The sequence below is a fragment of the Trinickia sp. genome (assembly GCF_035492435.1).
Classification (GTDB): Bacteria; Pseudomonadota; Gammaproteobacteria; order Burkholderiales; family Burkholderiaceae; genus Trinickia.
On sequence record NZ_DATJJF010000201.1, the window covers coordinates 1 to 23,184 of the forward strand.

17 protein-coding genes are annotated in these 23,184 nt (G+C 62.4%); 6 read left to right on the forward strand and 11 right to left on the reverse strand.

The window, feature by feature from the left end; genetic code table 11:
* On the forward strand, positions 1 to 710 hold a 710-nt coding region (locus VL598_RS14230; RefSeq protein ID WP_325327371.1), incomplete at its 5' end, for an ATP-binding cassette domain-containing protein.
* Between the two features lie 73 nt (positions 711 to 783).
* Here VL598_RS14230 and VL598_RS14235 read toward each other — a convergent pair.
* From VL598_RS14235 to VL598_RS14275, 9 genes are all read right to left on the reverse strand, one after another.
* The gene (locus VL598_RS14235) at positions 784 to 2,103 is read right to left on the reverse strand and encodes a glycosyltransferase WbuB (RefSeq protein WP_325327372.1); all 1,320 of its coding nucleotides are present in this window, start codon (positions 2,101 to 2,103) and stop codon (positions 784 to 786) included.
* A complete protein-coding gene (locus VL598_RS14240) occupies positions 2,100 to 3,287 on the reverse strand; it encodes a glycosyltransferase family 4 protein (protein WP_325327373.1) in 1,188 nt (395 codons plus the stop codon). Before VL598_RS14240 ends, VL598_RS14235 begins: the two co-directional genes overlap by 4 nt.
* Before the next feature lie 5 nt (positions 3,288 to 3,292).
* Entirely contained in the window at positions 3,293 to 4,246 is a 954-nt protein-coding gene (locus VL598_RS14245) for a GDP-L-fucose synthase (protein ID WP_325327374.1), read from the reverse strand.
* Between the two features lie 9 nt (positions 4,247 to 4,255).
* The gene (gene gmd, locus VL598_RS14250; RefSeq protein ID WP_325327375.1) at positions 4,256 to 5,377 is read right to left on the reverse strand and encodes a GDP-mannose 4,6-dehydratase; all 1,122 of its coding nucleotides are present in this window, start codon (positions 5,375 to 5,377) and stop codon (positions 4,256 to 4,258) included.
* Between the two features lie 78 nt (positions 5,378 to 5,455).
* On the reverse strand, positions 5,456 to 7,696 hold the full coding sequence (locus VL598_RS14255) for a polysaccharide biosynthesis tyrosine autokinase (RefSeq protein ID WP_325327376.1): 2,241 nt from the start codon (positions 7,694 to 7,696) through the stop codon (positions 5,456 to 5,458).
* 63 nt (positions 7,697 to 7,759) lie between these two features.
* Positions 7,760 to 8,908 (reverse strand): polysaccharide biosynthesis/export family protein, encoded by a 1,149-nt coding sequence (locus VL598_RS14260; RefSeq protein ID WP_325327405.1) that lies wholly within the window; start codon positions 8,906 to 8,908, stop codon positions 7,760 to 7,762.
* Between the two features lie 75 nt (positions 8,909 to 8,983).
* Positions 8,984 to 10,525 (reverse strand): undecaprenyl-phosphate glucose phosphotransferase, encoded by a 1,542-nt coding sequence (locus VL598_RS14265; RefSeq protein ID WP_325327377.1) that lies wholly within the window; start codon positions 10,523 to 10,525, stop codon positions 8,984 to 8,986.
* A gap of 32 nt (positions 10,526 to 10,557) precedes the next feature.
* Positions 10,558 to 12,174 carry a mannose-1-phosphate guanylyltransferase/mannose-6-phosphate isomerase gene (locus VL598_RS14270; RefSeq protein ID WP_325327378.1) on the reverse strand — a complete coding sequence of 539 codons (1,617 nt, stop codon included), beginning with the start codon at positions 12,172 to 12,174 and terminating at the stop codon, positions 10,558 to 10,560.
* Between the two features lie 76 nt (positions 12,175 to 12,250).
* Positions 12,251 to 13,258, reverse strand: coding sequence for a GlxA family transcriptional regulator (locus tag VL598_RS14275; protein ID WP_325327379.1), 1,008 nt, complete (start codon positions 13,256 to 13,258; stop codon positions 12,251 to 12,253).
* A 1,021-nt stretch (positions 13,259 to 14,279) separates the two neighbouring features.
* Between VL598_RS14275 and VL598_RS14280 the strand changes: the two genes are divergently transcribed.
* On the forward strand, positions 14,280 to 16,109 hold the full coding sequence (locus tag VL598_RS14280; protein WP_325327406.1) for a hypothetical protein: 1,830 nt from the start codon (positions 14,280 to 14,282) through the stop codon (positions 16,107 to 16,109).
* 245 nt (positions 16,110 to 16,354) lie between these two features.
* On the forward strand, positions 16,355 to 17,425 hold the full coding sequence (locus tag VL598_RS14285) for a helix-turn-helix domain-containing protein (protein ID WP_325327380.1): 1,071 nt from the start codon (positions 16,355 to 16,357) through the stop codon (positions 17,423 to 17,425).
* Between the two features lie 3 nt (positions 17,426 to 17,428).
* On the opposite strand, the gene VL598_RS14290 is transcribed toward VL598_RS14285, so the two are convergent.
* Both VL598_RS14290 and VL598_RS14295 read right to left on the reverse strand, forming a co-directional pair.
* Positions 17,429 to 18,073 (reverse strand): DsbA family protein, encoded by a 645-nt coding sequence (locus VL598_RS14290; RefSeq protein ID WP_325327381.1) that lies wholly within the window; start codon positions 18,071 to 18,073, stop codon positions 17,429 to 17,431.
* Between the two features lie 168 nt (positions 18,074 to 18,241).
* The gene (locus VL598_RS14295) at positions 18,242 to 19,357 is read right to left on the reverse strand and encodes an NADH:flavin oxidoreductase/NADH oxidase (protein ID WP_325327382.1); all 1,116 of its coding nucleotides are present in this window, start codon (positions 19,355 to 19,357) and stop codon (positions 18,242 to 18,244) included.
* 242 nt (positions 19,358 to 19,599) lie between these two features.
* On the opposite strand from VL598_RS14295, the gene VL598_RS14300 reads away from it, so the two are divergent.
* The 3 genes from VL598_RS14300 (at position 19,600) to VL598_RS14310 (ending at position 23,096) form a co-directional block, all read left to right on the forward strand.
* Positions 19,600 to 20,817: an MFS transporter gene (locus VL598_RS14300; RefSeq protein ID WP_325327383.1), complete on the forward strand. Its 1,218-nt coding sequence runs from the start codon at positions 19,600 to 19,602 to the stop codon at positions 20,815 to 20,817.
* A gap of 181 nt (positions 20,818 to 20,998) precedes the next feature.
* Entirely contained in the window at positions 20,999 to 22,393 is a 1,395-nt protein-coding gene (locus VL598_RS14305) for a selenium-binding protein SBP56-related protein (protein WP_325327384.1), read from the forward strand.
* 40 nt (positions 22,394 to 22,433) lie between these two features.
* Positions 22,434 to 23,096 carry a hypothetical protein gene (locus VL598_RS14310; protein WP_325327385.1) on the forward strand — a complete coding sequence of 221 codons (663 nt, stop codon included), beginning with the start codon at positions 22,434 to 22,436 and terminating at the stop codon, positions 23,094 to 23,096.
* Positions 23,097 to 23,184: the final 88 nt, after the last annotated feature.

Sequence of the window (23,184 nt, forward strand, 5' to 3'; positions counted from 1 at the left end):
TGACGCTTCGCGCCGTCTCGCTGCGCTATCGGGGAGCACGGCATGACGCGTTGCACGGCATCGATCTGTGCGTGAGTACCGGTGAAACGGTGGCCGTCGTAGGTGACAACGGTGCAGGCAAGACGAGTCTCATCAAGCTCATATGCGGTTTATACCGCCCCACGTCCGGTGCGATGGGCTGGCAGATGAACGGCCGGGCACCAAAAGTGGCCACCGTCTTTCAGGATTTTGCGTGCTTGCCGCTCTCGCCACGCGAATTCCTCGCGCTTACGCCAACGGCCGCGTACGATGACGGACGGATTGCCGATATCCTCTCCTCCGTCGGCCTTTCCCATCTGGTGACGCGGCTCGATGCCCCCCTCACCAACGAACTCGAAGGCGGCACGCAGCTATCCGGTGGACAATGGCAGCGGCTCGCGATAGCACGGGCCATCGCCCACGCCAACAATGCCGATCTGCTCATCTTCGACGAGCCCACCTCCGCGCTCGACCCTGAATCCGAAGCCGACCTGATGCGGCTCATCTTGAGCGCCGCCACGGGTAAGTCAGCGCTGATCGTCAGTCATCGACTCGCGCTGACGCGTTTCGTCGACCGCATCCTCGTACTCGATCGCGGGCGGATCATTGAGGAAGGTCGGCATGACGATTTGCTCATCGTGAACGGAAAGTATGCTCGAATGTTTCGGGCACAGGCTGCCTTTTATCGATAGTCCAGCGCGAAGACTTCCGGCACTTTCTTCTTTCATCAATCCACTTTATTCGCAGTCCTAAGTATTTTCGGTACTAAAAATTACTGTTCGCACCGCTCCCGCTATCCTGCGTCGCCCCACTCGCACCGGCACGATCGCGGACGGAGTTTTCGACGGCGAAGCCCACCGTCTCCGGGTACACGCCTTCCAGCAGCTTAGCCTCGAACCTACCGAACACCGATGTGGGCGAAAGCATGTCCCGCGCATACTGCCGTGCCGCCGCGCCGAGCCGTGCACGACGCGGCGCGTCATCGGCCAGGTTGACGATGGCAGACGCAAGCGCCTCGCCATCGTCGGGCTCGACCACCACTCCGCGCGGTGAGACCACTTCGTAGAGTTCTGTTCCGGCGCTTGCCATCGCCACAATAGCGGCCCCACTCGCCATCATCCCGGTCAGCTTGGATGGCATCACGAGATCGGCAGCATCGGCACGCTGCGGCAAGGCATGAATATCGGCCAGGTTCAACAGCTCGTTCAAGCGCTCGGCCGGCTGCAGCCCGATGATCCGACAATTCGGCAAGTCCGCGCAGCGAGCCTGGATGTCTGTCTTCGTGGGCCCCTCGCCGCAAAAGACGAAACAGATATCGGTACGATCGCGCAGCAGCGCCGCGGCCTTCGCCAGATGCTCAAGGCCTTGCTTCCTACCCATGTTGCCGGCATACATCACCACTTTCGCGTCTTCGGAAATCGACAGCTCTCGTCGATAGACGCTCACGCGATCGAGCGGACGAATCGTCTCGACGTCGACCCAGTTCGGTAAAGCGAAAAGCTTCGATCGATCCACGCCGAGCGCCTCGGCTCGATCCACCATCTTGCCGGAAATCGATGACACGACATCGAAGCGGCGCAGCAGCGCACGCTCCACTGCTCGTGCCGCCCGCGCCGCCCGCGCGCTCTCGAGCATCCCGAGGCCGAAGGCGGCGTCAACTTCGAAGTCCTGCACATGCAGCCACGCCCGCGCACCTGTCGCACGTGCCATCGCCAGCGCGGCCGGTGCGCACAGCAACGTCGGCGCGACCGCCATCACGACATCGGGACGCCAGCGCCATTGAAGCGCTAAAGGAGCGAGGGAAGTGAGCGCGAATGTAGCAAGATGCACAAGACGCTTTGCGCCGTTCGGCTGCGCCGGCACCCACAGGGGCACACGCCAGACCGTCACGCCCCTGCGCACTTCACACCGATACCGCCACGCCGACCAACCGTCGGCCACGCGCCACGTGGGATAGTAAGGCGGTGCGGCCACGACGCGCACTTCATGGCCGCGCGCGACCAGCGCCTCAGCCATTTCCGCCGTGTATTTACCGACTCCGGTCAGTTCAGGCGCATAGTTGATGCCGTAGACAAGCAGCCTCATTGCCGCAACCGCTGCGCACTCGACGCGGCTTCGCCGTCGTTCGAGCCGACGAGCATGGTCGCGCAGCCGCGCGCGATGTTGGCGGCCGCCGTGCGCGGATCGAAGCGCTCGATGTTCTGTATACAGCGTCGTGCCGTGCGATCGGTGTCCCTGAACTCACGCTGAGCCGCAAGCAGTCTATCGCGCAGAGCAGGCACGTTGCCGGCTTCGAAGGACAAGCCGGTATTCCCCTCGAGGACGAGTTCCGGCAAGCAGCCGCAGCGATCGCTGACCACTGCGGGACACCCATGGGCCAACGCCTCGTTGACAACGAGTCCCCACGGTTCGCTGTAGCTGGGCAGCACAAGGCATAGCGCACTGAAATATTCGCGCGAAAGCGGCTCGTCCTGCAAACTGCCCGCGAAGTGAACAGCTTCACGGATGCCGAGCGTGTCGATCAATGCCTTCAATGCATCGTGCTGCGGCCCAGTGCCGACAATCCGCAGCTTCGCGCGGGGCACAGAAGTCAGCACCTGCGCAAATGCTTCGAGCAGCGTGTCGATGCCTTTTTCTGCGGACAGGCGGCCGACATAAAGAAAGACGGGCTCGTTACCGGTGCGATGCGCGATGCGCTCATCGAGGGCGCGTTCGGTTGAAAACGAGCGCGGCAGGGCGGCCGCCTGGCAAGGCACGAAGATTCTCTCCTTCTTGGCGCCGAGTGAAATCAAATACTCGCGACTTCGCTCGCCGAAACCGAAGTACCCGTCGCACAGCGCGAAGAAAATGCGCTTCGGGATCGAGGTGCGCAATCGCCGTGGCCGGTCGCGCGAAGTGGAATCGCAAAACACCGCTCGGCGTTTTCGCGTCACGATGCAAGCGGCCAGCATGGCCCAGTATTCGGGGCGGTGATAACCGGGCAGCACGATGAGGTCCGACTTCGCCTTGAGGACTTCCCAGGTAAGTCGCCCCAACATCTGAAAAAACGGAACGTCTTCGTAGCAGCCGTCGTAAAGCGTTTGCATCGGATAGCGATGAAACGAGTAATCGACGTCCGAAAAGCCGACCCGGTAGGTTTCCGTCTCTGCGATCTGCACGACCGAATAACGGATCGTGCCGGCCGGGGAGAGATTGTGCAGCGCTGAAAACACCGCTCCCTTGTGCCGAGACCACACGACGTTATGGAAGATTGTCACGGTTGCAGTCATCGTACTCATCCGTTCGAAGCCGCTTCAAGCGTGCGATAGCGCGACGTAAAGTCGCCGTACGTCCTGGCGATGCCCTCCTTGAGGCCAATGCGCGCGCACCACCCCATCTCGGTGAGCCGCGACACATCGAGCAATTTTTGTGGCGTTCCGTCGGGCTTCGACGCGTCGAAAACAAGGTCACCCTCGTAGCCGACAATGTGCGCCACGCAATCGGCAAGCTCGCGTATGGACAAATCCTCTCCGACGCCAACGTTGTAGATACCCTCGCCTACCTCGCACTCCAGCAAAAAGCGCGTGGCGGCAGCCAGATCGTCAACGTGCAGGAACTCGCGGCGCGGCGTGCCCGTGCCCCAGACGGTCAGCGCCGGGGCATGCGCAAGCTTCGCTTCGTGCGCCTTGCGGATCAGCGCAGGCAGCACGTGGCTGCCCTGCGGGTCATAGTTGTCGTTCGGCCCATAAAGATTCGTCGGCATCAGCGAAACGTAGTGCGTGCCGTACTGCCGGTTATACGCGTCGCACATCTTGAGGCCGGCGATCTTCGCGATGGCGTATGCGTCATTGCTCGGCTCGAGCGGTGCACTCAACAGGTATTCCTCGCGAATCGGCTGCGGGCACAGCTTCGGATAAATGCATGAGGAGCCGAAGAAAACCAGTCGATCGACTTTCGCACGGTAGGCCGCGTGAATCACGTTCGTCTCGATCGCGAGGTTTTCGTAGATGAAGCTTGCCGGCTTCGAGGCGTTCGCGAGGATACCGCCGACGCGCGCCGCCGCGAGCAACACGACTTCGATGCGCGTATCGTCGAAGAACCGGTTGACTGCGTGCTGGTCGGTCAGATCAAGCTCGTCATGCGTGCACATGACGAGGTTGCAGTAACCGTACGCCTCGAGCTCGCGCACGAGCGCTGAGCCCACCATCCCTCGATGGCCTGCAACGTAGATACGGGCATGTTTGTCCATTCCCTTACCTCATTCGTGATGCTCGAGTGCCTTGAATCCCGCCAGCGTCACCAATGCATCACGCCGCGCGAGCTGATAGTCGGCTCGGACCATCTCCTTCACGAGTGCGTCGAACGATACGCGTGGCTGCCAGCCAAGCTGCTCATGCGCTTTGGAAGGGTCGCCGAGCAGCGTTTCCACTTCGGTGGGCCGGAAGTAGCGCGGGTCGACGCGCACGATGACGTCGCCGACGGAAACGCGCGTTTCGCGGTTTTCGACGTGCTCGGCAATGCCAACCTCATCGACGCCGCTGCCCTCGAACCGGACCACAATGCCGAGTTCCGCCGCCGCGCGCTGAGCGAACTCGCGCACGCTGTATTGCTCGCCGGTGGCAATGACGTAGTCTTCGGGCTGCTCCTGCTGCAGCATCAACCACTGCATCTCGACGTAATCCTTGGCATGGCCCCAGTCACGCAACGCCGACAGGTTCCCTAGATACAGATCCTTTTGGAGTCCGACTGCGATGCGTGCAAGCGCACGCGTGATCTTGCGCGTGACGAACGTTTCGCCGCGCACCGGGGATTCATGGTTGAAAAGGATGCCGTTGCAGGCATAGATGCCGTAAGCCTCGCGATAATTGACTGTCGTCCAATAGGCGAAGAGCTTTGCCACGGCATAGGGGCTTCGAGGGTAGAACGGCGTCGTCTCACGTTGCGGTACCTCGCGTACGAGGCCATACAGCTCGGATGTCGACGCCTGATAAAACCGTGCCTTCTTCTCCATCCCGAGGTGGCGGATAGCCTCAAGGATGCGCAGCGCACCGAGGCCATCGGCATTCGCCGTGTACTCCGGCTCGTCGAATGACACGGCCACATGGCTTTGTGCGGCGAGGTTGTAGATTTCGTCGGGCTCACATTGCTGAATGACGCGCAACAGGCTCGCGGAATCAGTCAGGTCGCCATGATGCAAATGAAGCCCGCCGCCGCGCTCGTCATGCGGATCACGATAGAGATGATCAATGCGGTCAGTATTAAACAGCGACGTGCGTCGCTTCAAGCCATGCACAGCGTAGCCCTTGCCAAGCAACAGCTCCGCAAGATACGAGCCGTCCTGACCCGTGACACCCGTGATCAACGCGACCTTTCGATTCATCTTCACCCCCTCTCGATGGTGAACCCGCGCCACCGCGGACTGCGGCAACCCGGAAAAAACGGAGAATCTGCTCCAAGCTCACTCGGCAATGCTTTCGTATCCGTAGTAACCGCCGTGGTACGAAGAGCCGAGCAACGGCATGGGAGGCGGCACGTCGGTAAGCAGCACACCCTTCAAGTTCACGCCGCCCGTCTCGAGCCGCTTGGCCGTCTCCACAATCTCGCCGATTGGATGGCGTCCATAGCGCACGACAAGAAGCGTGGTGCCGGCATGCTTGCCGATGACGGTCGAATCCGTGACGGCCAGTACCGGTGGGGTATCGATGATCACTAGGTCGTAGCGTCGCGAGAGCGCATCGAGCAGATCGCGAAAGCGATCGCTCATCAGAAGTTCTGACGGATGCGTGGGCAGCGTGCCTTTCGTCAGGACGTCCAGGCCCGGCAGCACCTCGTGCTGGATCACACCGTTGGGCTCCGCGCCGCTCAGCACATCGGACAGACCCGGTTGATGCCGCACGCCGAAATGCGAGTGCACCTCACCGCGTCGCATGTCGCCATCGATCACGAGCACGCGCTTGCCCGCGGAGGCGACGAGCGCAGCGAGATTGACGGAGAGGAACGACTTGCCTGCATCCGGACGCGATCCCGTCAGCATCACAATGTTGTTGGGCGCTTGGTCCAGCGAAAGCTGCAACGTCGTGCGAAGGCTGCGCACGCCCTCGACGGCGACATCTTGCGGCGATTGAGCGGCCAGCACATGCAGCCCCTGCCGGCGCATCATCACGTTTTGCTGCAAGCGCAATTGCAAGCCGCTGCGCGGCACCACGGCAAACACCGGCACGCCCACCGCGCTTTCGACTTCGTCCGCACGCTCGACGCCGCCATAGAGCGCCTTCTTCACGAACGCAGCCACAGTGCCCAAAAACAGCCCGCCGGCAAAGCCGGCCAAGATCACGATGAAGCGCTTTGGCCACACGGGGGTATCCGGCGTCTGGGCAAAATCGACGACGCGCACGTTACCAATCTGACCGGCCTTCGCCACCCGCAGCTGCTGCGCGCTGTTGAGCATATTGGTGTAAAGCTCGGTATCGACGCGTACGTCACGCAACAACCGCAGCGCGGTCTGCTCGGTGTCGGGCAGTGTCGCGACGTTCCTTGTCATCTGCCCCTGCGAGCCCTGCAATTGCGCTATCTGCGCATTGAGCGCCTGCACGGCCGGGTGATTGTCCGTAAAACGCAGCGAAAGGTCCGCGCGCTGCCGCTCCAAGTCCGCGAGCTTCGTCCTGTTATCGACCATCTGCTGCAGCAGCAGGCGACTTTCTTCACTCAAGTCGACGGTGCCGTGGTTGTTGCGGAACGTGTTGTAGCGCTGCTCGGCCCCATCGAGCTCACGACGCAACTGCGGCAACTGCTCTTCGAGAAAGGCAAGGGTCCGCTCCAATTCGGCCATACGCCGGTCGGCATCTTGCTTGAGAAACTGCGTTGCAATGCCGTTGACGACATCGGCGGTCAGCTGTGGATCTTCCCCTTGTAGAGTCAGGCTGATGACGCCGGATTGCAGCGCCGTCTCCGCTACGCGCAGCGCCTTTTGCAAGCGTTCAACCGTGCTCAGCGTCGACCAGCGCGTCAACTCGAATCGCGTGCCTGGGCGGGCGGTCAGCTCGTCGACATGCAAAACGACCGGGCCTGCCGCCGTGACGCCGCTCACGTTTTCACCGATTCGGCCGCTTGCGATTGCAATGCCGTCCGGATCATTGAGCGTCACCGTGCCACCCGGTCCCGCCGTCAGCGAGAAATCCTTGCCATACAGCTCCCTCGGCGTATCGAAGCGCGACACAACGATCTTCTCGTTACCCCACGCGAAACCGCCCAAGTTCATGAACGGCTTGACTTGGAAACCCCATTTTCCCGTCGTGAGCGCAGCGAGCACGGGGCCGACCACCGGTAGCGTGCGCGGCCGGGCCGCAATATCGAGATGGAGGTTGCGCACGGTCGCGTCGGTAACCAGACGCGATTTCAACAGTTCCATCTCCGCGGCCGTGGTCGCCTTTTTCGTGAACATTCGCGAAAGCGGCTCCACCCTCGGTTGCTGATCCGCACCACCGGCGTCGGCGTTTTCGATGTCCTCGACCTGGATGATCGCATCGGCCTTGTACACAGGCTGAGCCAGGAAAACGTAGCCCAGCCCCATCAGCGTCCCCGCCAGCGTGATCGTTGCGATCAGACGCCAGTTGCCGAATATGGCCTGAAGGTAATCCGTCAGGCGCAATTCGTCGGATGACGAGACGTCGGTGTAACGGTTCTCGAAGTTGATAGCCATAACATTTGCTCGCTTACGACACATCCCGCCGTGCCTTGTCGCGCAACGGGATGAAGGTTTGCATCACTTGGTCAGGATGGCCGCTGTCAGCCCTGCGTTGATCGCGGGCAGGAACAAGTTCAGGACCCGGTTGAACTTGACCAATGCACCGTTATCGACATAGACGACGTCCTTCGCCCGCAGCTGGAACTGATTGGCCAGCACCATCGAGACAGGAGACGTCGCATCGAGGTGAAAAATCTCTGGCTTCGCGCCCGTCAAATCGCGAATGACGAAAAGCTGCTTGGCGTTGGCGGTGTTCGGGTCGAAACTGCCCGCCTGCGAGATGGCCTCGGCGAGTGTCAGCTTGCCGTTGCGCATCGGCATGATCGTGGCAGGCTTGTTCACCTCGCCCATCAGGTAGATACCGGCTTCGTCGCGCGCGCCGACGTGCAATATGTCGTCGGGCTCCAGGATGATTTCGTTGGGAGTGTGTCCTGCCCTCACGAGATCGTTAAAGTCGATCGCATAGGTGACGCCTGCGCGCACGAGCGTGACGCGAGACTGATTCGCGTTGGCCGTGAACCCGCCGGCGCGGCCGATCGCCTGCGTGAGTGTCATCGCAATGTCATTGATTTGTACCGAGCCTGGCCTGCCAATCTCGCCGTCCATATAAATCTGCGACGCGCGGAAGGACGCGACGCGCACGGTCACCTGCGGATTTCTGTAGACCTTGCTGATACGCGAGAAAATATTGCGCTGCACCTCGTCGACCGTCTCGCCTGCCACATGCACCGTGCCCGCATAGGGAAACTGGATCTCGCCTTTCTCGTCGATGAGAAAGCCCGGCACAGCATCGCTATCGCGCGTCGTCTGCTGTGGCTGTCCGAGCGCGGCCGCGAGCTCGGGATGATCCCAAACGGTAATCTGCAGTACGTCGCCCGGCTTGACCAGATACGGATGCGGCTTGGCGATCAGGCTCAGCAATTCGGGCGAGAGCGGCGCGCCGTTTGCATGCCCGTCCATCTGGCGAATCAGCTGGAGGTTGATGTCGGTGATCGGGACCTGCAACTCCTCCTTTGGCTCCGTACTGTACTCGCCGCCCTTCTCGGCGACCGTTGGCGGCGTAATCATGCGCTGGCCGGGCACGATCGAGCATGCCGAAACCAGGCTCGCTAACGCGATCCAAAACATCGTCAAATATGCGCGAATGCGCGGCTCTGAAAAGCACATCATTTGGTCCTCCGTGCCGGTTCTTGGTTGGGGTGCCGCCTTTCAGGCTGCGCGGCACCATGTGATCGACTGTCGTCAATAGGCGTTGTTGTGCATGAGACCCTTAACGACGGTCGCGGCGATGATTCTCATATCGAGGGCGAACGACCAATTGCCGAGGTAGTACAGGTCATACGCCACACGCCGTTCCATCTTTTCGATGCGATCGGTCTCGCCTCGAAAACCGTTGATCTGTGCCCAGCCCGTGATGCCAGGCTTGATGCGGTAGCGGTGGATGTAGCCCGCGACCACTTTCTGGTACAGATCGTCGTGCTCGAGCGCATGCGGACGTGGGCCGACCACGGACATATCGCCCTTGAGCACGTTGATAAACTGGGGCAGCTCGTCAAGGCTGGTACGACGCAAGAAGGCGCCGACTGCTGTCACGCGCGGGTCTTCGCGCACAGCCTGTTTGACGACGCCCGGCTCTGCCTTGTGCTCGCGCATCGAGCGAAACTTGTAGATCGTGAATACGCGGCCGTCCGCGCCCTTGCGCCTTTGCCTGAAGAACACCGGCCCCGGCGACGAAACCTTGATGGCAATGGCAATCACGATCATGAGCGGCGCAAGACCGATGAGCGCGCACGCGGAGAAGACCCGATCGAAGAGATCCTTCTTCAGCAGTGCGCTAGGCGAGAGGGGCGAGGCGACGAGGTTGATCGCCGGCACACCCAAGAGATCGATGACGCTGCTCTTGTCAAAGAGCGCGAGACTGCGCATGTCGGGCATGAATCGAATGTTCACGAGCTCATTGCGAAATTCGGCAACGATGCTGAGGATGATGCGTTCTTCGGAGAGCGGCAGAGCAAGCCATAACTCACGCACGCCGCTCGTTCGCACGTACTGTGCAAACGCTTCGATTTGGTCGAAGCGTTGCTCGCCGGTCTCCGATATCGAAGAGATTTCCGCGGCGACCGGCAAGGGCACTTGCCCCGACACGGGAGCCAAGTGAGACGCAAAGGGCATGCCGAGCGACGAAACCGGTGTGCCGGCCGGAGCGGCATCCTGGTCAAGTCTTGGAGCGTCGTTGCACTCACCGCTTTGCAGCTCGGCGCCGATGATTGCCTTGGGATCGTAGATGGCCGTCGCTCGAAAACCCGTCGCGGGCGATGCAGCAATGCGGCGCAGGATCGCCTCGCAATGCAGGCCACGTCCGATGAGCGCTACCGGTTGCAGGTTCATACCGGCATAGCGCAGCCGTCCGAGCAGAGCGTGCGCCGCAAGCCGGTAAGCGATCAGCATTCCACCAGCTAGCGCCGTCCAATAGGCGAACCAAAGGCGCGGGACGAAATCGATCTGGCGCAGCGCGAACATCACCATCAGCGCGCACGCCTGGACGACAATCCACGCGAGCGCGACCTGCCCTGCCAGCAGCCACTTCGAGCGGCCACGCCACGATTCATAGACACCGAAGACGGGAAGCATCACAAGCGCGAACGCGGCCGTGAGTAGCGCAAACGCGTCCGTGAAGCTACGGTGTGCCCAGTCCTCAAACCGCATGTGCGACGCGAGCACGGCGGTCGCAATGATGATCGCGACATCGAAGAGCCGTGCGAGCAAACCTTGTAGGTCACGCATGTCCATACTCCCCGCGGGGACCGATCGCCTTGTCAGGACGGAGTCCTGCCGCTGGCGTCAGTACCCTCGTTGTTGCCTTTTTCATGGGCGGATTGCTCCGCACATCTTCCGTACTGATCGTCGAAGCGAACGATGTCGTCTTCGCCCAGATAGGCGCCCGATTGCACTTCGATGATCTCGAGTGGCACCTTGCCCGGGTTTTCCAGTCGATGCCGAACGCCGAGGGGGATGAAGGTCGACTCGTTCTCGCTCAACAGAAACTGATCGTCGCCGCGCGTGACAAGCGCCGTTCCGCGCACCACGACCCAATGCTCCGCGCGATGGTGATGCATCTGCAACGACAGCCGCGCGCCTGGCGACACGACGATGCGCTTGACTTGAAAGCGCTCACCCTGATCGATCGAGTCGTAAAAACCCCATGGGCGACGCACCTTGCGGTGCACGTCGGCTTCGGGCGCGTGCTCGGCCTTGATGCGTGCAACAAGCCCCTTCACGCGCTGGACATGCGAGCGGTCGGCCACGAGCACCGCGTCTGGCGTTTCGACGACGACGAGGTTCGTCGTGCCCACGCACGCGACGAGTCGGCCCTCCGAATGGGCATATGTCGATGTGGCACCTTCGAACACCACTCGCCCGCGAGCGACGTTGCCGGATGTATCCTTCTCGAGCGCGTCCCAGACGGCGTCCCACGAGCCGAGGTCGGACCACCCCGCTTGCAGCGGAATCACAACGCCACGGAATGACGAATCGGCTGAGCCGAGGCGCTCCATGACCGCGTAATCGATCGAATCGGCCGGCGCACGCGAGAACGCATCGGACGCAGGATCGAAACGCGCGCCATGCATCGCGCCGCGCTCGACTGCGGCGATGCACGCTTGGTGCATATCGGGCCGGAACTCGCGCAGCGCATCTAGCCAGACTGATGCGCGCATGATGAAAATGCCGCTGTTCCACCAGTAGGTGCCCGCCGCGAGATACTGCGCCGCCAGCTCGGCCGCCGGTTTTTCGACGAAACCATCGATCTCGTGCGCGCTGTCGCCAAGCGCTTCTCCTATGCGGATATAGCCGAACCCCGTGTCGGGGCGCGTCGGCGGCACGCCGAGCGTTGCGATCGCCCCGCGCTCAGCGTATCGCGCCGCGAGCTCGATCGCGCCTTGCAAGGCGGGAATATCGGTAATTGCGTGGTCGGCCGGCATGACGACGAGGATCGCGTCCTTGCCGTCAGCGCGCGCGAGTGCTGCGGCCAGCGTGAGTGCAGGCGCCGTGTCGCGCCGCGCCGGCTCCACGATCAGCCGTGGGGCGACGCCGCTTGCGCGCAGCTGCTCGTCGATGATGAAACAGTGCTCGCCGCCGCAAACGACCATCGGCGCACCGTCCATCTCCCAGCCGTCAGGAAAGCCGTCGAGGCGGCGCATCGTCGCCTGCAACAACGAATCGGCGCCGAGCACGTCGATGAGCTGCTTCGGGTAATGCTCCCGCGACATCGGCCATAGACGCGTGCCCGAGCCGCCCGCCAGCACCACGGGGATAAGACGCTTGCACGCAGGCGCAGGCGCACTCGCAACCCGGACACGGCCGGCGACGGCTGCGGCGGGCCGGGCTGATAGCCGGCCATCTCCGCGGCCGTATCGTTGTTCGTGAGAATTCATTTTCTCTCCCTTGAAACCATCCGCGTCGCGGCGGCTTCGTACAGCACCTGCTGCGCGTGCTGCTTGCGCTTTTTCCTCAGCTGCCCACCTCGCGGCGGCTCTGCATCCGAAACTCCGTCGGCGAAATCATCATGCGCTTGCGGAATATCTTGGCCAGCCGGTCACCGTTGCCCATGCCGCTGCGGCGTGCGATCTTGTCCACGGGCAATTCCGAATCGATGAGTAAGCTGCACGTGATCGCAAGGCGTGCCTGGAGTAGATAGTCCGACGGCGTCATGCCTAGCTCGAGCTTGAAACGGCGCAGGAAGTTGCGCTCGCTCATGGCGGCGACCTGCGCGGCATCGGCAATGGAGATCGGCCGATCGCAGTTGTCCTGCAACCATCGGGCCGCCGCGCGGATCTTGTCGCCGGCGCTTGCCGCGCCCGCGTCGCCCAGAAGCGGTACGAAGCGCGCGCTGGAACCTGGCATGAGCCGCTCCGCGACGCTACGCGCAATGTCGAGGCCGAGGTCACGCTTGACCATCGTCAATGCGCCTTTCATCGGCGCTAGCTGGTCGTTCGTATCGACGGGGGGAGTGTCACGCCCCGCCTGCCTCAGGTAGGTGCTGAATTGGTGCTCACTGTCGCGGTTGGCGATACCGGCCGCCTCGAGCAGCACGCGCCCCTCTTCAATCGAGCGCACATTGGCTGTCTTCACATGAACGCGACGCAACCAGCCAATCAGACGCTCGTCGTTGGCCGCCGCATGTGCGCCCTTGCCGCCCGCGATGAACAGCGCATCGAAACCGTTGAAATGCCGTGCATCGAGCCCGTCCGTCCAGACTCGGACCGAAGACGAGCACGTCACGTTGCCGCCGCCAGCGGAAAGAAACGAAACGTCGTAGACCCACTCGTCGCTCGAGCGCGTCGATACGAGCTCATTGGCAACATGAAACACTTCGGCGACAAGTCCGGCTCCAAGTAGCGAAAAGCCGTCAAACAGGACGATCGCCACACGACGTGTCGCACAACGGGCGCTTTTCTCCGCAGCGCTCATCCAACCCATTACTACGGGCTCAATATTCGCATTACTGGCGTAAGGCATGGCATTTCCCTCAGAAGTCGTTGCCTGCATTTCGGCCATCCTCCCTGGACAATTTGCAGTGCATCATAGGCAGAGCGACTACGCATTTCTGACGCCGTGACGCAAATCAACGACATGTTGGCGGAAAGGCTCCGACCGATGTCGCGAGAATCCAACGTCTTTTTACTGCGCCCGCTCGCGCGTTCAATTTCATCAATTTTTATGCAATCAGTTAATCTCCATCCCTTTTTATTCGCTCAATTGCTCAATAGCTTCCGCAATGCAAAAAGCGCGATATACGCATGACGAAAGCGGCAGCACGACCGAAAAAGCCTAAGGCAAGCTGTCGTTCCACCGGCGACCTGCCGTAACGAAACGCACTGCAACGAAGATAGACGGTGGCTGAAAACGGGTGTGTTGCGCAGGACACACTGGCGGATATAACAGGCGTCGCAACGCACATTCAAATCGGAAGCTTTTTCTTAAATTTGTATTTATATTAACAATGGGATTGACCACGCCCGGAATGTTTCAAATGTGATTTACCCCTAAAAAACCAGAGTCTTCACACACAAAAACTGTCGTTTCTGACAAAACAAAGCAGCACATTTTTCTTCAGGACAGGAATAAACGTTCGCCAGGCCATATTCGCGTGGACTTGACTCTTGACGCTTTCTATTTCCGCCCGCTCACCCCCGGCGCGCAATTGCATGCGCCACCCGTCACCCAATGCGCACAATGTTCGGCGGATCACGGTGCAAGCGCGGGCGTTATGGTGTAGTCCTAAGCCGACTCGATCACTGCGGGGGCCGTCATGCTCGCTGCGCTCAAGCATGCCCGTACGTCGTCCGGGTGCGTTCCCCGCATCGGGCGACGTCACGTCCAACGCCCTCTGCACGGAGGCAGGACACGACACCTGCCAATCTGGCTTATGTGGATGGCGCTCGCCGCATGTGGGCAAGGCCAGAATGACGATGAAGTTATCCGCGCGGCGCGTGCGTCACCGCCCTCTCCCGCATCGCGTCCCGCAGCCGTGCATTCCATGTTCCTCGCGGCACATTCGATAGATTGCAAGACGCGTGACGGATCGACAGCCGAGAACACGACCAAGGGCGACGCAATTGAAGCCGATACCCCCGGGAGCAACGGAACTCGGTTGTTCAAGCTCGGTGGCCCGTTCACGATCGCTGTGACGACGCGCACGAGCGCAGACGATAGCGTCGTGTGGGCATTGCGCGACGATCGCGATGTCCTTCGCGCAAGCGGACGTTTTACTGTGGCGAGCGGCGCCCGTACGACGGCCTTGCAATGCAGTTCGTCGGCCGCCGGGTATTTTTCATACTCGGCAACGCTCGAGCGCGCAGGCAACACGCTGCCGTCACGCGGCACGCGTCCGGCGGGAATCGTTACCTTCGGTGTGCTGCCCGACGTGTCCGCTGTGTTACCGCCGGTGCGTTACGCTCGCGATGATCAGCATCGCTTCGGTGGCCAGGGTGCCAACTTCCTGCTGCCTGGCGAGAAGTGCTGCGACGGCGACGGCTATCGGCCGCTCTATACCGATCTGGGCCTCGCATGGACGAACGACAACCGCAACTGGTACATGATGGAGCCCGAACGGGCCAACACGTTCAGTCCCAGCACGCAGACGCTTACGCCGCATTTCAGGACAGGCGACATCCTGCGGCTCATCCAGCTCGATGGCATACCGGGATGGGCAAGCCCAACGGGCAAGGCGACGCATAGCTACCTGCCGGTATCGATCGACGCATACGGCAATTACATGCGGCGTGTGGGCACAGATTCAGCACTCATTCGCAACAAGTACTTCCCGCGTCAGACAAACAATTACTATCAAGTCACTTGGGAGCCCGATCCGGACAGCGGGTTGCCTTGGCGCGATACCGACGCACATTTTGTCGCGCTCTACCGCGCGACTTACGAAGCGATCCATGCGACGGATCCTCATGCCGTCGTCATGGGAACGACAAATGCGTCGGTGCGCGTCAACACGCGATGGCTAGACCGCCTTTCACCGCTTGGCCTTGCGCGCTATCTCGACGGCGTAGCCATCCACGGCTATTACGACGTCGGCTGCTCACCCTCGCATCCGCCGGAGCGTCTCGCGACCGATCCCGATCCAGCCAAGGCGGCCAATGCGTTGCCCGCTTCGATGCGCGAACTGCGCCGTGCCATGGCCCGTGATCTCAAGCCCGGTGCCAAGCTCTTTGTCACGGAGACGGGCATCAGCTACGACATCGATTCGTCCTATGGCTTCGACTATCCGACGCACGATGTGCTTTTCGCGCAGGGTGCCGTCGTCGCGCGCGCACACTTGATCTTGCTCGGCGAAGGCGCCGACGTGACATACGTGTTCTATTCGTCGGATCCTCCCGACCCTCCGCCTGGCTACGGTCTCTTCTTCGATCTGGCGAACGCCAAAGGCGGCTATGGCGCGAGCAACATCAGCCCGAAGCCAGCCGCGATGGTCGTGGCGGCGATGACGCGCATCATCGACGGCACCACCACGCTCGGCTATCTCAGTGATCTGCCGGCAGGCGTTTATGGCTACGCGTTCCAACGACTGAACGGCGGTAAGGTCGTGACGGCATTGTGGACGCACAGCAATGCGGCCTGGAATGCATCGACCGGCTTCAGCGATTCCTACAGCGTGCCCTATTCGCTACAGGTCGACACAAGCGGCACGTCAGGCAAAATCGCCGTTCTCGATGCAATGGGCAATGCCGCCACGTTGCCGTACAGCAACGGCCGCGCCGAACTCACGCTGAGCGAGTCCCCGATCTATGTTGTGTCGGCCAACGCCGCCGTCATGAAGTCGCACGTCAGCGCACCGGCCGGCTACATCGCTCGTTGAAGGTAAAACTATCGAAGACATTGGCCAACATGTCGCGGTTTTCCGACGCTGCGATGAGCGGCAGCCAGCGCGGCGCCTATGATGGCGACGACCGACGTGCCTTCGTTTTCCGTTTGGGCGTTTCTGCGGTAATTCGCGGTGATCCGCTTCGGCACGTGCACGCACCCGTTTCCACGCTGTGAGGCGAACGCTACGATGCGGTACCCGTTTCTTGGAACGCTCCGGCCGTCACGCCACCTTTTCACATGGCTAAACGCATCGCTATTCTGATCTTCGACTCGTTTTCACTAGTCGAAGTAAGTTCTGTTGCGGAGATCTTCCGGCTTGCCGACGAGCTCGAGATCGAGCACGAGCATGACGCCGCGACGCGCTCGCTCGCGCCGCCGCCGCCTGCGCTCTACCCCGTCGAGAGCGAGCCACAACTGTCCGAAGACTTGCACGAGCGTTATGCGAGCGATGAGCGGCATGAACCGTATGAGCCTTACACGCTCGCCATCGTCTCCGAGATGGGTGGCAGCATTGCGAGCAGTGGCGCGATGCGGGTCTGGTCTGAGCGGCTGGGGGACTACACGTCCCAGGGATTCGACGTGCTTTTCATCACCGGCGGGCTCGGCGCCACGCGTGCAAAAGAAGACGACGCGTTCTTGCGTGACCTGCGCGCAGTGCTCCAGCATTCGCGCGTCGTCAAGCCGATTGGTGAAGGATTTGCGGTACTCGCCGCGGCCAATGCAGCCGCACAGCGCTTCGAAAAACGCATCGAACCGGGCATGCCGATCGCGCTCTGCGTGGCGGCGCGCACGGCGCCCCTCGTCGAGCAGCCCGTTGCGCTCGACGACCCGCTGGGGCCGATCGCGGCCGCGCTCTCCGTCATCAAGCGGGATCGCGGCGCCGATGCGGCCCACGAAATCTCGGAGCGCTCGATGCCAGGCGCGTGGCGGCGGCTCGGCGCCGTCTTAGGCGAGCTAGACGAAGGCGGCGCGCGAGAAAAGATCAATGCCGCAGCGCGCTGGATACGCGAAAACTACGGAAGGCCCATCTCAGTGGCGAAGGCGGCTCAGGTTGCGGCGATGAGCGAGCGCAGCTTTCTGCGCCGCTTCAAGTCACAAATGGGGCTCACGCCTTCTGAGTACCTGCTGCGCGCGCGGCTCGACGCGAGTTGCCTGCTCTTGGTCGCCACCGATCTGCCCGTCGACAAGATCGCCCGCCGCTGCGGCGTCAGCAGCGGCGACGGCCTCGCAAAGATTTTCCGCAAACGACTGGCGCTTTCGCCGACCGAATACCGTGTCACCGAGCGGCGGCGTGCCAACCCGCGCTAAGCGTCATGACGCGGGAGGCGCCTTCGGCAGCGTGCTGATGCGCCGGACTTCGGGCGATTCCAGCCAGCCCGGCGAGCGCGCGCAATACAACATCATCGGCAGCGCATCTTCGCCCCAAAAGATTTGCCGGTGCAGGCGAAAGGTCGGCACGCCAAAGACATCGAGCACGAGCGCGTCGTCGATGTTGCGCCGCAACCGCGCTTTCGTCTCCTCGTGCTCAATCAGGCGCTCACCATGCGGCACGCCCAAGTGGCTGCACAAGTCGGCGAAGCCGTCGGGCGTCGAAGGGTCGCGTCCTTCCCGCCAGATAAAGCGGAACATCGCGCAAACCGAGGCGAGATCCGCCTCGAGTGCCGCGGCCAGCAAAAGCGGCTTCGTCGAATCGAAGGGATGCACCGGCGGCATTTTGAACGGGATGCCGAGCTGTTCCGCACGAAAGAGCGCGTGCCGGTAGACGAATACACGCTTGGGCGGCACCTCGTGCGCCGCACGCTGGGCCCAGTGCTCGTAGAGCGCCGCGACGGATACCGGCACAAGCCCGAACGGCACGCTGGGCCATTTGTTGTGCTGTTCCAGCAGCAGGTACGAGAACGGTGAGACGAAATCGTAGAACCACAGCGGCGCGGCCGCATCGATGACTTGGGTCATTGGCGTCTCCAGTTGCCTGTCAGGACGACTCACCGCCTAAAGCCCGACAGCCGTCGTCTCGCCATCTTACGCGCCGCCGGCACGCGGCGGGCAACGCTCCGGCACGAATGCGGGCCGCCCTGCGGCCGATACCGTCAAGGCGGTCGATGGGTCCGCACGATCACAGCGCTAGCGCTGTCCGAATGCGGCTCCGGCAAAAAGATCCTTGAACTCGCGTGGCTGTGAGCGCCAGTATTGCTTGGGCGCCTCAACCTGGGCGCCGAGTTTTGCTGCGGCATGCCAAGGCCAACGTGGATCGTACAACATGGCACGCGCCAGCGAGACCGCGTCTGCCTCGTTGTCGGCGACGATGGCCTCGGCCTGCTCGGGCTCAGTGATGAGGCCGACAGCGATCGTCGGCAGGCCCACCTCCGCCTTCACGCGTTGGGCGTACGGAACTTGATAGCCGGGGCCGAGCTTGATCGCCTGCTCGGGCGAGACGCCTCCTGTCGACACATGAACCGCCGCGCAGCCACGTGCTTTGAGCGCGGTGGAGAACGCCAGGGTCCCCTCGATGTCCCAGCCGTCCGGCACCCAATCCGTCGCCGAGACTCGGACCCAGACCGGCTTGTCAGCCGGAACAGCAGCACGCACCGCGTCGAACACTTCGAGCGGAAAGCGCATGCGGTTCTCGAGACTGCCGCCGTATTCGTCGCTGCGATGGTTGGCGATCGGTGACAGAAACTGATGCAGCAGATAGCCATGCGCGGCATGCAACTCGATGCCGTCGATACCGAGGCGGGCCGCACGCTGTGCGGCAGCGACGAAGTCGTCCCGCACTTTGTCGAGACCGTCGCGATCGAGCGCGATGGGCGGCTCCTCTTCCTTGCCGTGCGCCACTGCTGACGGCGCCACCGTCCTCCAGCCATCGGGCGAGCGCGACGACACCTGCGTGCCGCCCTCCCAAGGCGCTCGGCTCGACGCCTTGCGGCCCGCGTGCCCGAGTTGGATCGCGACTTTGATCGGCGAATACGCGCGCACCGCGTTCAGCACGCGGCCGAGCGCCGCTTCGTTCGCGTCGGAATAAAGGCCGAGATCCGCAGACGAGATTCTGCCCTCGGGCGAGACGGCGGTCGCTTCAAGGATCAAAAGGCCTGCGCCCGACAGCGCCAGATGCCCGAGGTGAATCATGTGCCAATCGGTCGCCGAGCCGGACTCGGCGGAGTATTGGCACATCGGCGCGATAACGATGCGGTTCGGTACTTCCAATTGACCGATGGCAAGCGGCTCGAAAAGGCGGCTCATGGTACGGCTTCCTTTGACGGTTCCTTCGTGAAGATCGGTTGCGCGATAACGCGCAGGTGTCCGTCACCTTATCTCATATGGGTCCGCGGCGTCTCCCAACCGTACAACCTGCCAGCCTCGCCAAGCCGCCAATGGCTGACGCCTGCAGAAGCTCGCCCTCCAGCGACGAAACCGGTTCCATGTGAGAATGCCGCTCCTTTTGCCTTTGCCTTTTGCGCTTCGCGCCCCTTCGCTCGCGACCCATGTCAGCCCCTGCCGCCCCTCTATCCACCCCGTCCAGCGCCGCCACGACCGGGCGCATCGTCACCGTCGTTTTCTTCACGTTCATCTGCTACCTGATCATCGGCCTTCCGATGGCCGTGCTGCCGGGCTTCGTCAACGGCACGCTAGGCTTCAGCTCGGTGCTGGCAGGCGCGGCAATCAGCGTGCAGTACGCGGCGACGGTCGCCTCGCGGGCGCGGGCGGGCCACTCAGCGGATTCGCGCGGCGCAAAACGCACCGTGCTCGCGGGGCTGGCCGCCTGTGGCGCGAGCGGCGTGCTGTTGCTGGCATCGATGGCTTGCGCACGTTGGCCGTTTATCAGCCTGTCGGTGCTGACGCTTGCCCGCCTCGTGCTCGGGTTCGGCGAAAGCTTTGTGGGTACGGGCGCGATTCTTTGGGGTATCGGGCGCGTCGGGGCCGAAAATAACGCGCGGGTGATTTCGTGGAACGGCATCGCCACATATGGCGCCGTGGCGATGGGCGCCCCGGCTGGCGCAGCACTCGCGCACGCGTTCGGCCCATGGACGCTCGGCGCAGTCACGATGGCGCTCGCCAGCCTCGGCTACGTGCTCGCGCGCACAATCGCACCCGTGCCGATCGTGCAGGGCGAGCGGATGAGCTATGCGAGTGTGTTCATGCGCGTCTTGCCGAACGGCATGGGCCTCGCTCTCGGCGCCGCCGGCTTTGGCGTCATTGCCACGTTCATCGCGCTCTACTATGCATCGCGCGGCTGGCATGACGCCGCGCTCGCGCTGACCCTTTTCGGCACGCTGTTCGTGGCCTCTCGCCTGCTCTTCGTCAATTCGATCAAGACGTATGGCGGATTTCGCGTAGCCATGGTGTCGCTCGTGGTCGAATGCGTCGGCCTGGTGCTGCTTTGGCGCGCGCAGGTGCCGCACGCAGCGCTCATCGGCGCGGGACTGACCGGTTTTGGGTTCGCCCTGGTGTTCCCTTCGCTCGGCGTCGAGGCTGTCGCGCTAGTGCCGGCTGCCAGCCGCGGCGCGGCGCTCGGGGCTTACAGCGGCTTTTTCGACGTGTCGCTGGGCATCATGGGGCCACTTGCCGGCTATTTCGCCGGGGAGTTCGGCTATGCGTCGGTGTTTCTCGCCGCCGCGCTCTCGGCTGCGGTTGCGGCGTTGCTGGCCGCGAGCCTGTACCTGCACTACTCGCGCAGAGGGTCAGCCGCGTCGGCAGTCTAAAGTGCCTCGAGCGGTGGCGATCACGCCGGACACTGCCCCGCCTCCCACCGCGCATACGGCTGCCCCAGCTAAGGTGACTGACGGCTTTTGTCAACGCCGATACCTTCGAATTTCCGTCCTTGCCTTCTGGGACGACGACCCCCTACGATAGACGCCTGACGCAGCTATCAAGGAAGAAGCTATGTCGTCCTGGAAACCCGATCCCACCTTCTACCCGTCCGCACGCCTCGCCGCGGATGCCCCCAAAGAAACGATCTCCTACGTCGCCAGTTTCGATCCGTCGCGCACAGTGCCCGACGAGCTGGCAGTAGTCGATGTCGACCCCGGTTCACCGCACTACGGCAACATCATCAATCGCGTTGCAGTGCCGAACCTCGGCGACGAACTGCACCACTTTGGATGGAATGCCTGCAGTTCCTGTCTGTGCCCTAATGCCCCGCATCCGCATATCGAACGGCGCTATCTCGTCGTGCCTGGGCTTCGCTCCTCGCGTATGCATATCTTCGACATAAAACCGGACCCGCGCGCCCCCACCCTCGTACGCGTCATCGAACCGAACGAGCTTGCGCGCAAGGCGGGCTATACGCGGCCTCATACGATCCACTGCGGGCCGCAGGGCATCTACGTCACTGCCCTTGCGAACGCCGAAGGAGAAGCGCCGGGCGGCATTTTCCTGATGGATCATGAATCATTCGACATTCGCGGCCGATGGGAAATCGAGCGTGGCCCGCAAGAGCTCGCGTACGACGCCTGGTGGCATCTGGGTTTCGATACGCTCGTGTCCAGCGAATGGGGGCTGCCAGCGACATTCGAAAACGGTCTTGTGCCCGAAATCCTGCTCGGTGGAAAGTATGGTCATCGGCTGCACTTCTGGGACATGAACACGCGCAGGCACGTGCAGACGCTCGATCTCGGCGCGGAGAATCAGTTGGTATTCGAGCTGCGCCCCGCGCATGATCCGACCAAGGCCTACGGTTTCGTCAACTCGGTCATCAGTCTCAAAGATCTCTCGGCGTCGATCTGGATGTGGTATCGCGACCGCGACAAATGGGCCGCCCGCAAAGTGATCGAAATCCCAGCTGAGCCTGCGGACCCCAACCTGCTCCCACCGATGCTAAAGTCATTTGGCGCGGTTCCGCCGTTCGTCACCGACATCGCCCTCTCGCTCGACGACTGCAATCTTTACGTCGCATGCTGGGGTACGGGGGATATCCGCCGATATAACGTCACCGACCCCGAGCGGCCAGAACTTGTCGGATGTGTGCGTATCGGTGGCGTCGTCGCCCGCGAGACGCACCCGGGCGCTCGCGGTCGGCCGCTCAACGGCGGACCACAGATGGTCGAGGTGAGCCGCGACGGTCAGCGCGTGTATTTCACGAACTCGCTCTACGGCGCCATCGACGATCAGCTCTATCCAGAAGGCATCGACGGGTGGATGGTCAAGCTCGATGCGCCACGCGGCAGCGGTCTCGAGTTCGATCCCAACTTTTACCTGGCGTGGCCGGGTACGCATCGCCCGCATCAGATCCGGCTTGAAGGGGGCGACGCATCGTCGGATTCCTACTGCTACCCATGAAACAGCGCTACCCGCTGAACAATTTACGCTCGCCATGGCCATGAGCTTCGTGCTTGATCTCGCCCCCTTCGCAACGAGCTCGGCGACGAGTTGGGCCGCCATCGTCGGCAGCGGCGCCTTTCATGGCATCAATCCCGCGATGGGGTGGCTATTCGCGACAGCACTCGGCCTGCAGCGCGGCAGCCGCGCCGCGCTGTTCACCGCGCTACCACCGCTCGCGCTTGGGCATGCCGCGTCCCTCTTCGTTGTGACCACCTCGGTGCTCGCATCGGGAACGCTCGCCCGGGCGGCATATGCGCCGGTCGTGCTCGGCGCAGTGCTCATCGCTTGGGGGATCTACCATTATGTCTACGGTCATCGCCATCGATTGCCCATCGGCATGACAGCTGGCTTCGCCGGACTTGCAATATGGTCAGCGGCCACGGCCACGCTGCATGGCGCCGGTCTCATGCTCATACCGGCGCTGATGCCGCTTTGTGCAGCCAACGCAGCCGCAGCGGGTGGGCCTGCCGCGACACTTGGCCCAGCGCTGGCTGCGACGCTCGTGCACACGGCCGTGGCCACGGCAACGAGCGCCGCCCTCGCGTTTGCAGCCTACCGGTATATCGGCCTCGGTATCCTGCGCCGTAGTTGGATCAACTTCGATTGGCTTTGGTCAGGCGCCCTGGTGGCAACCGGCGCACTGCTCATCACGTTCGGCTGAATGTGCTGCGATCAGCCTGCGCGTCGCGCGTGTTGATGCAGAGTCTGCACGCGGATCAACTGATGTACGTGCCAACCCGGCTGGGTGC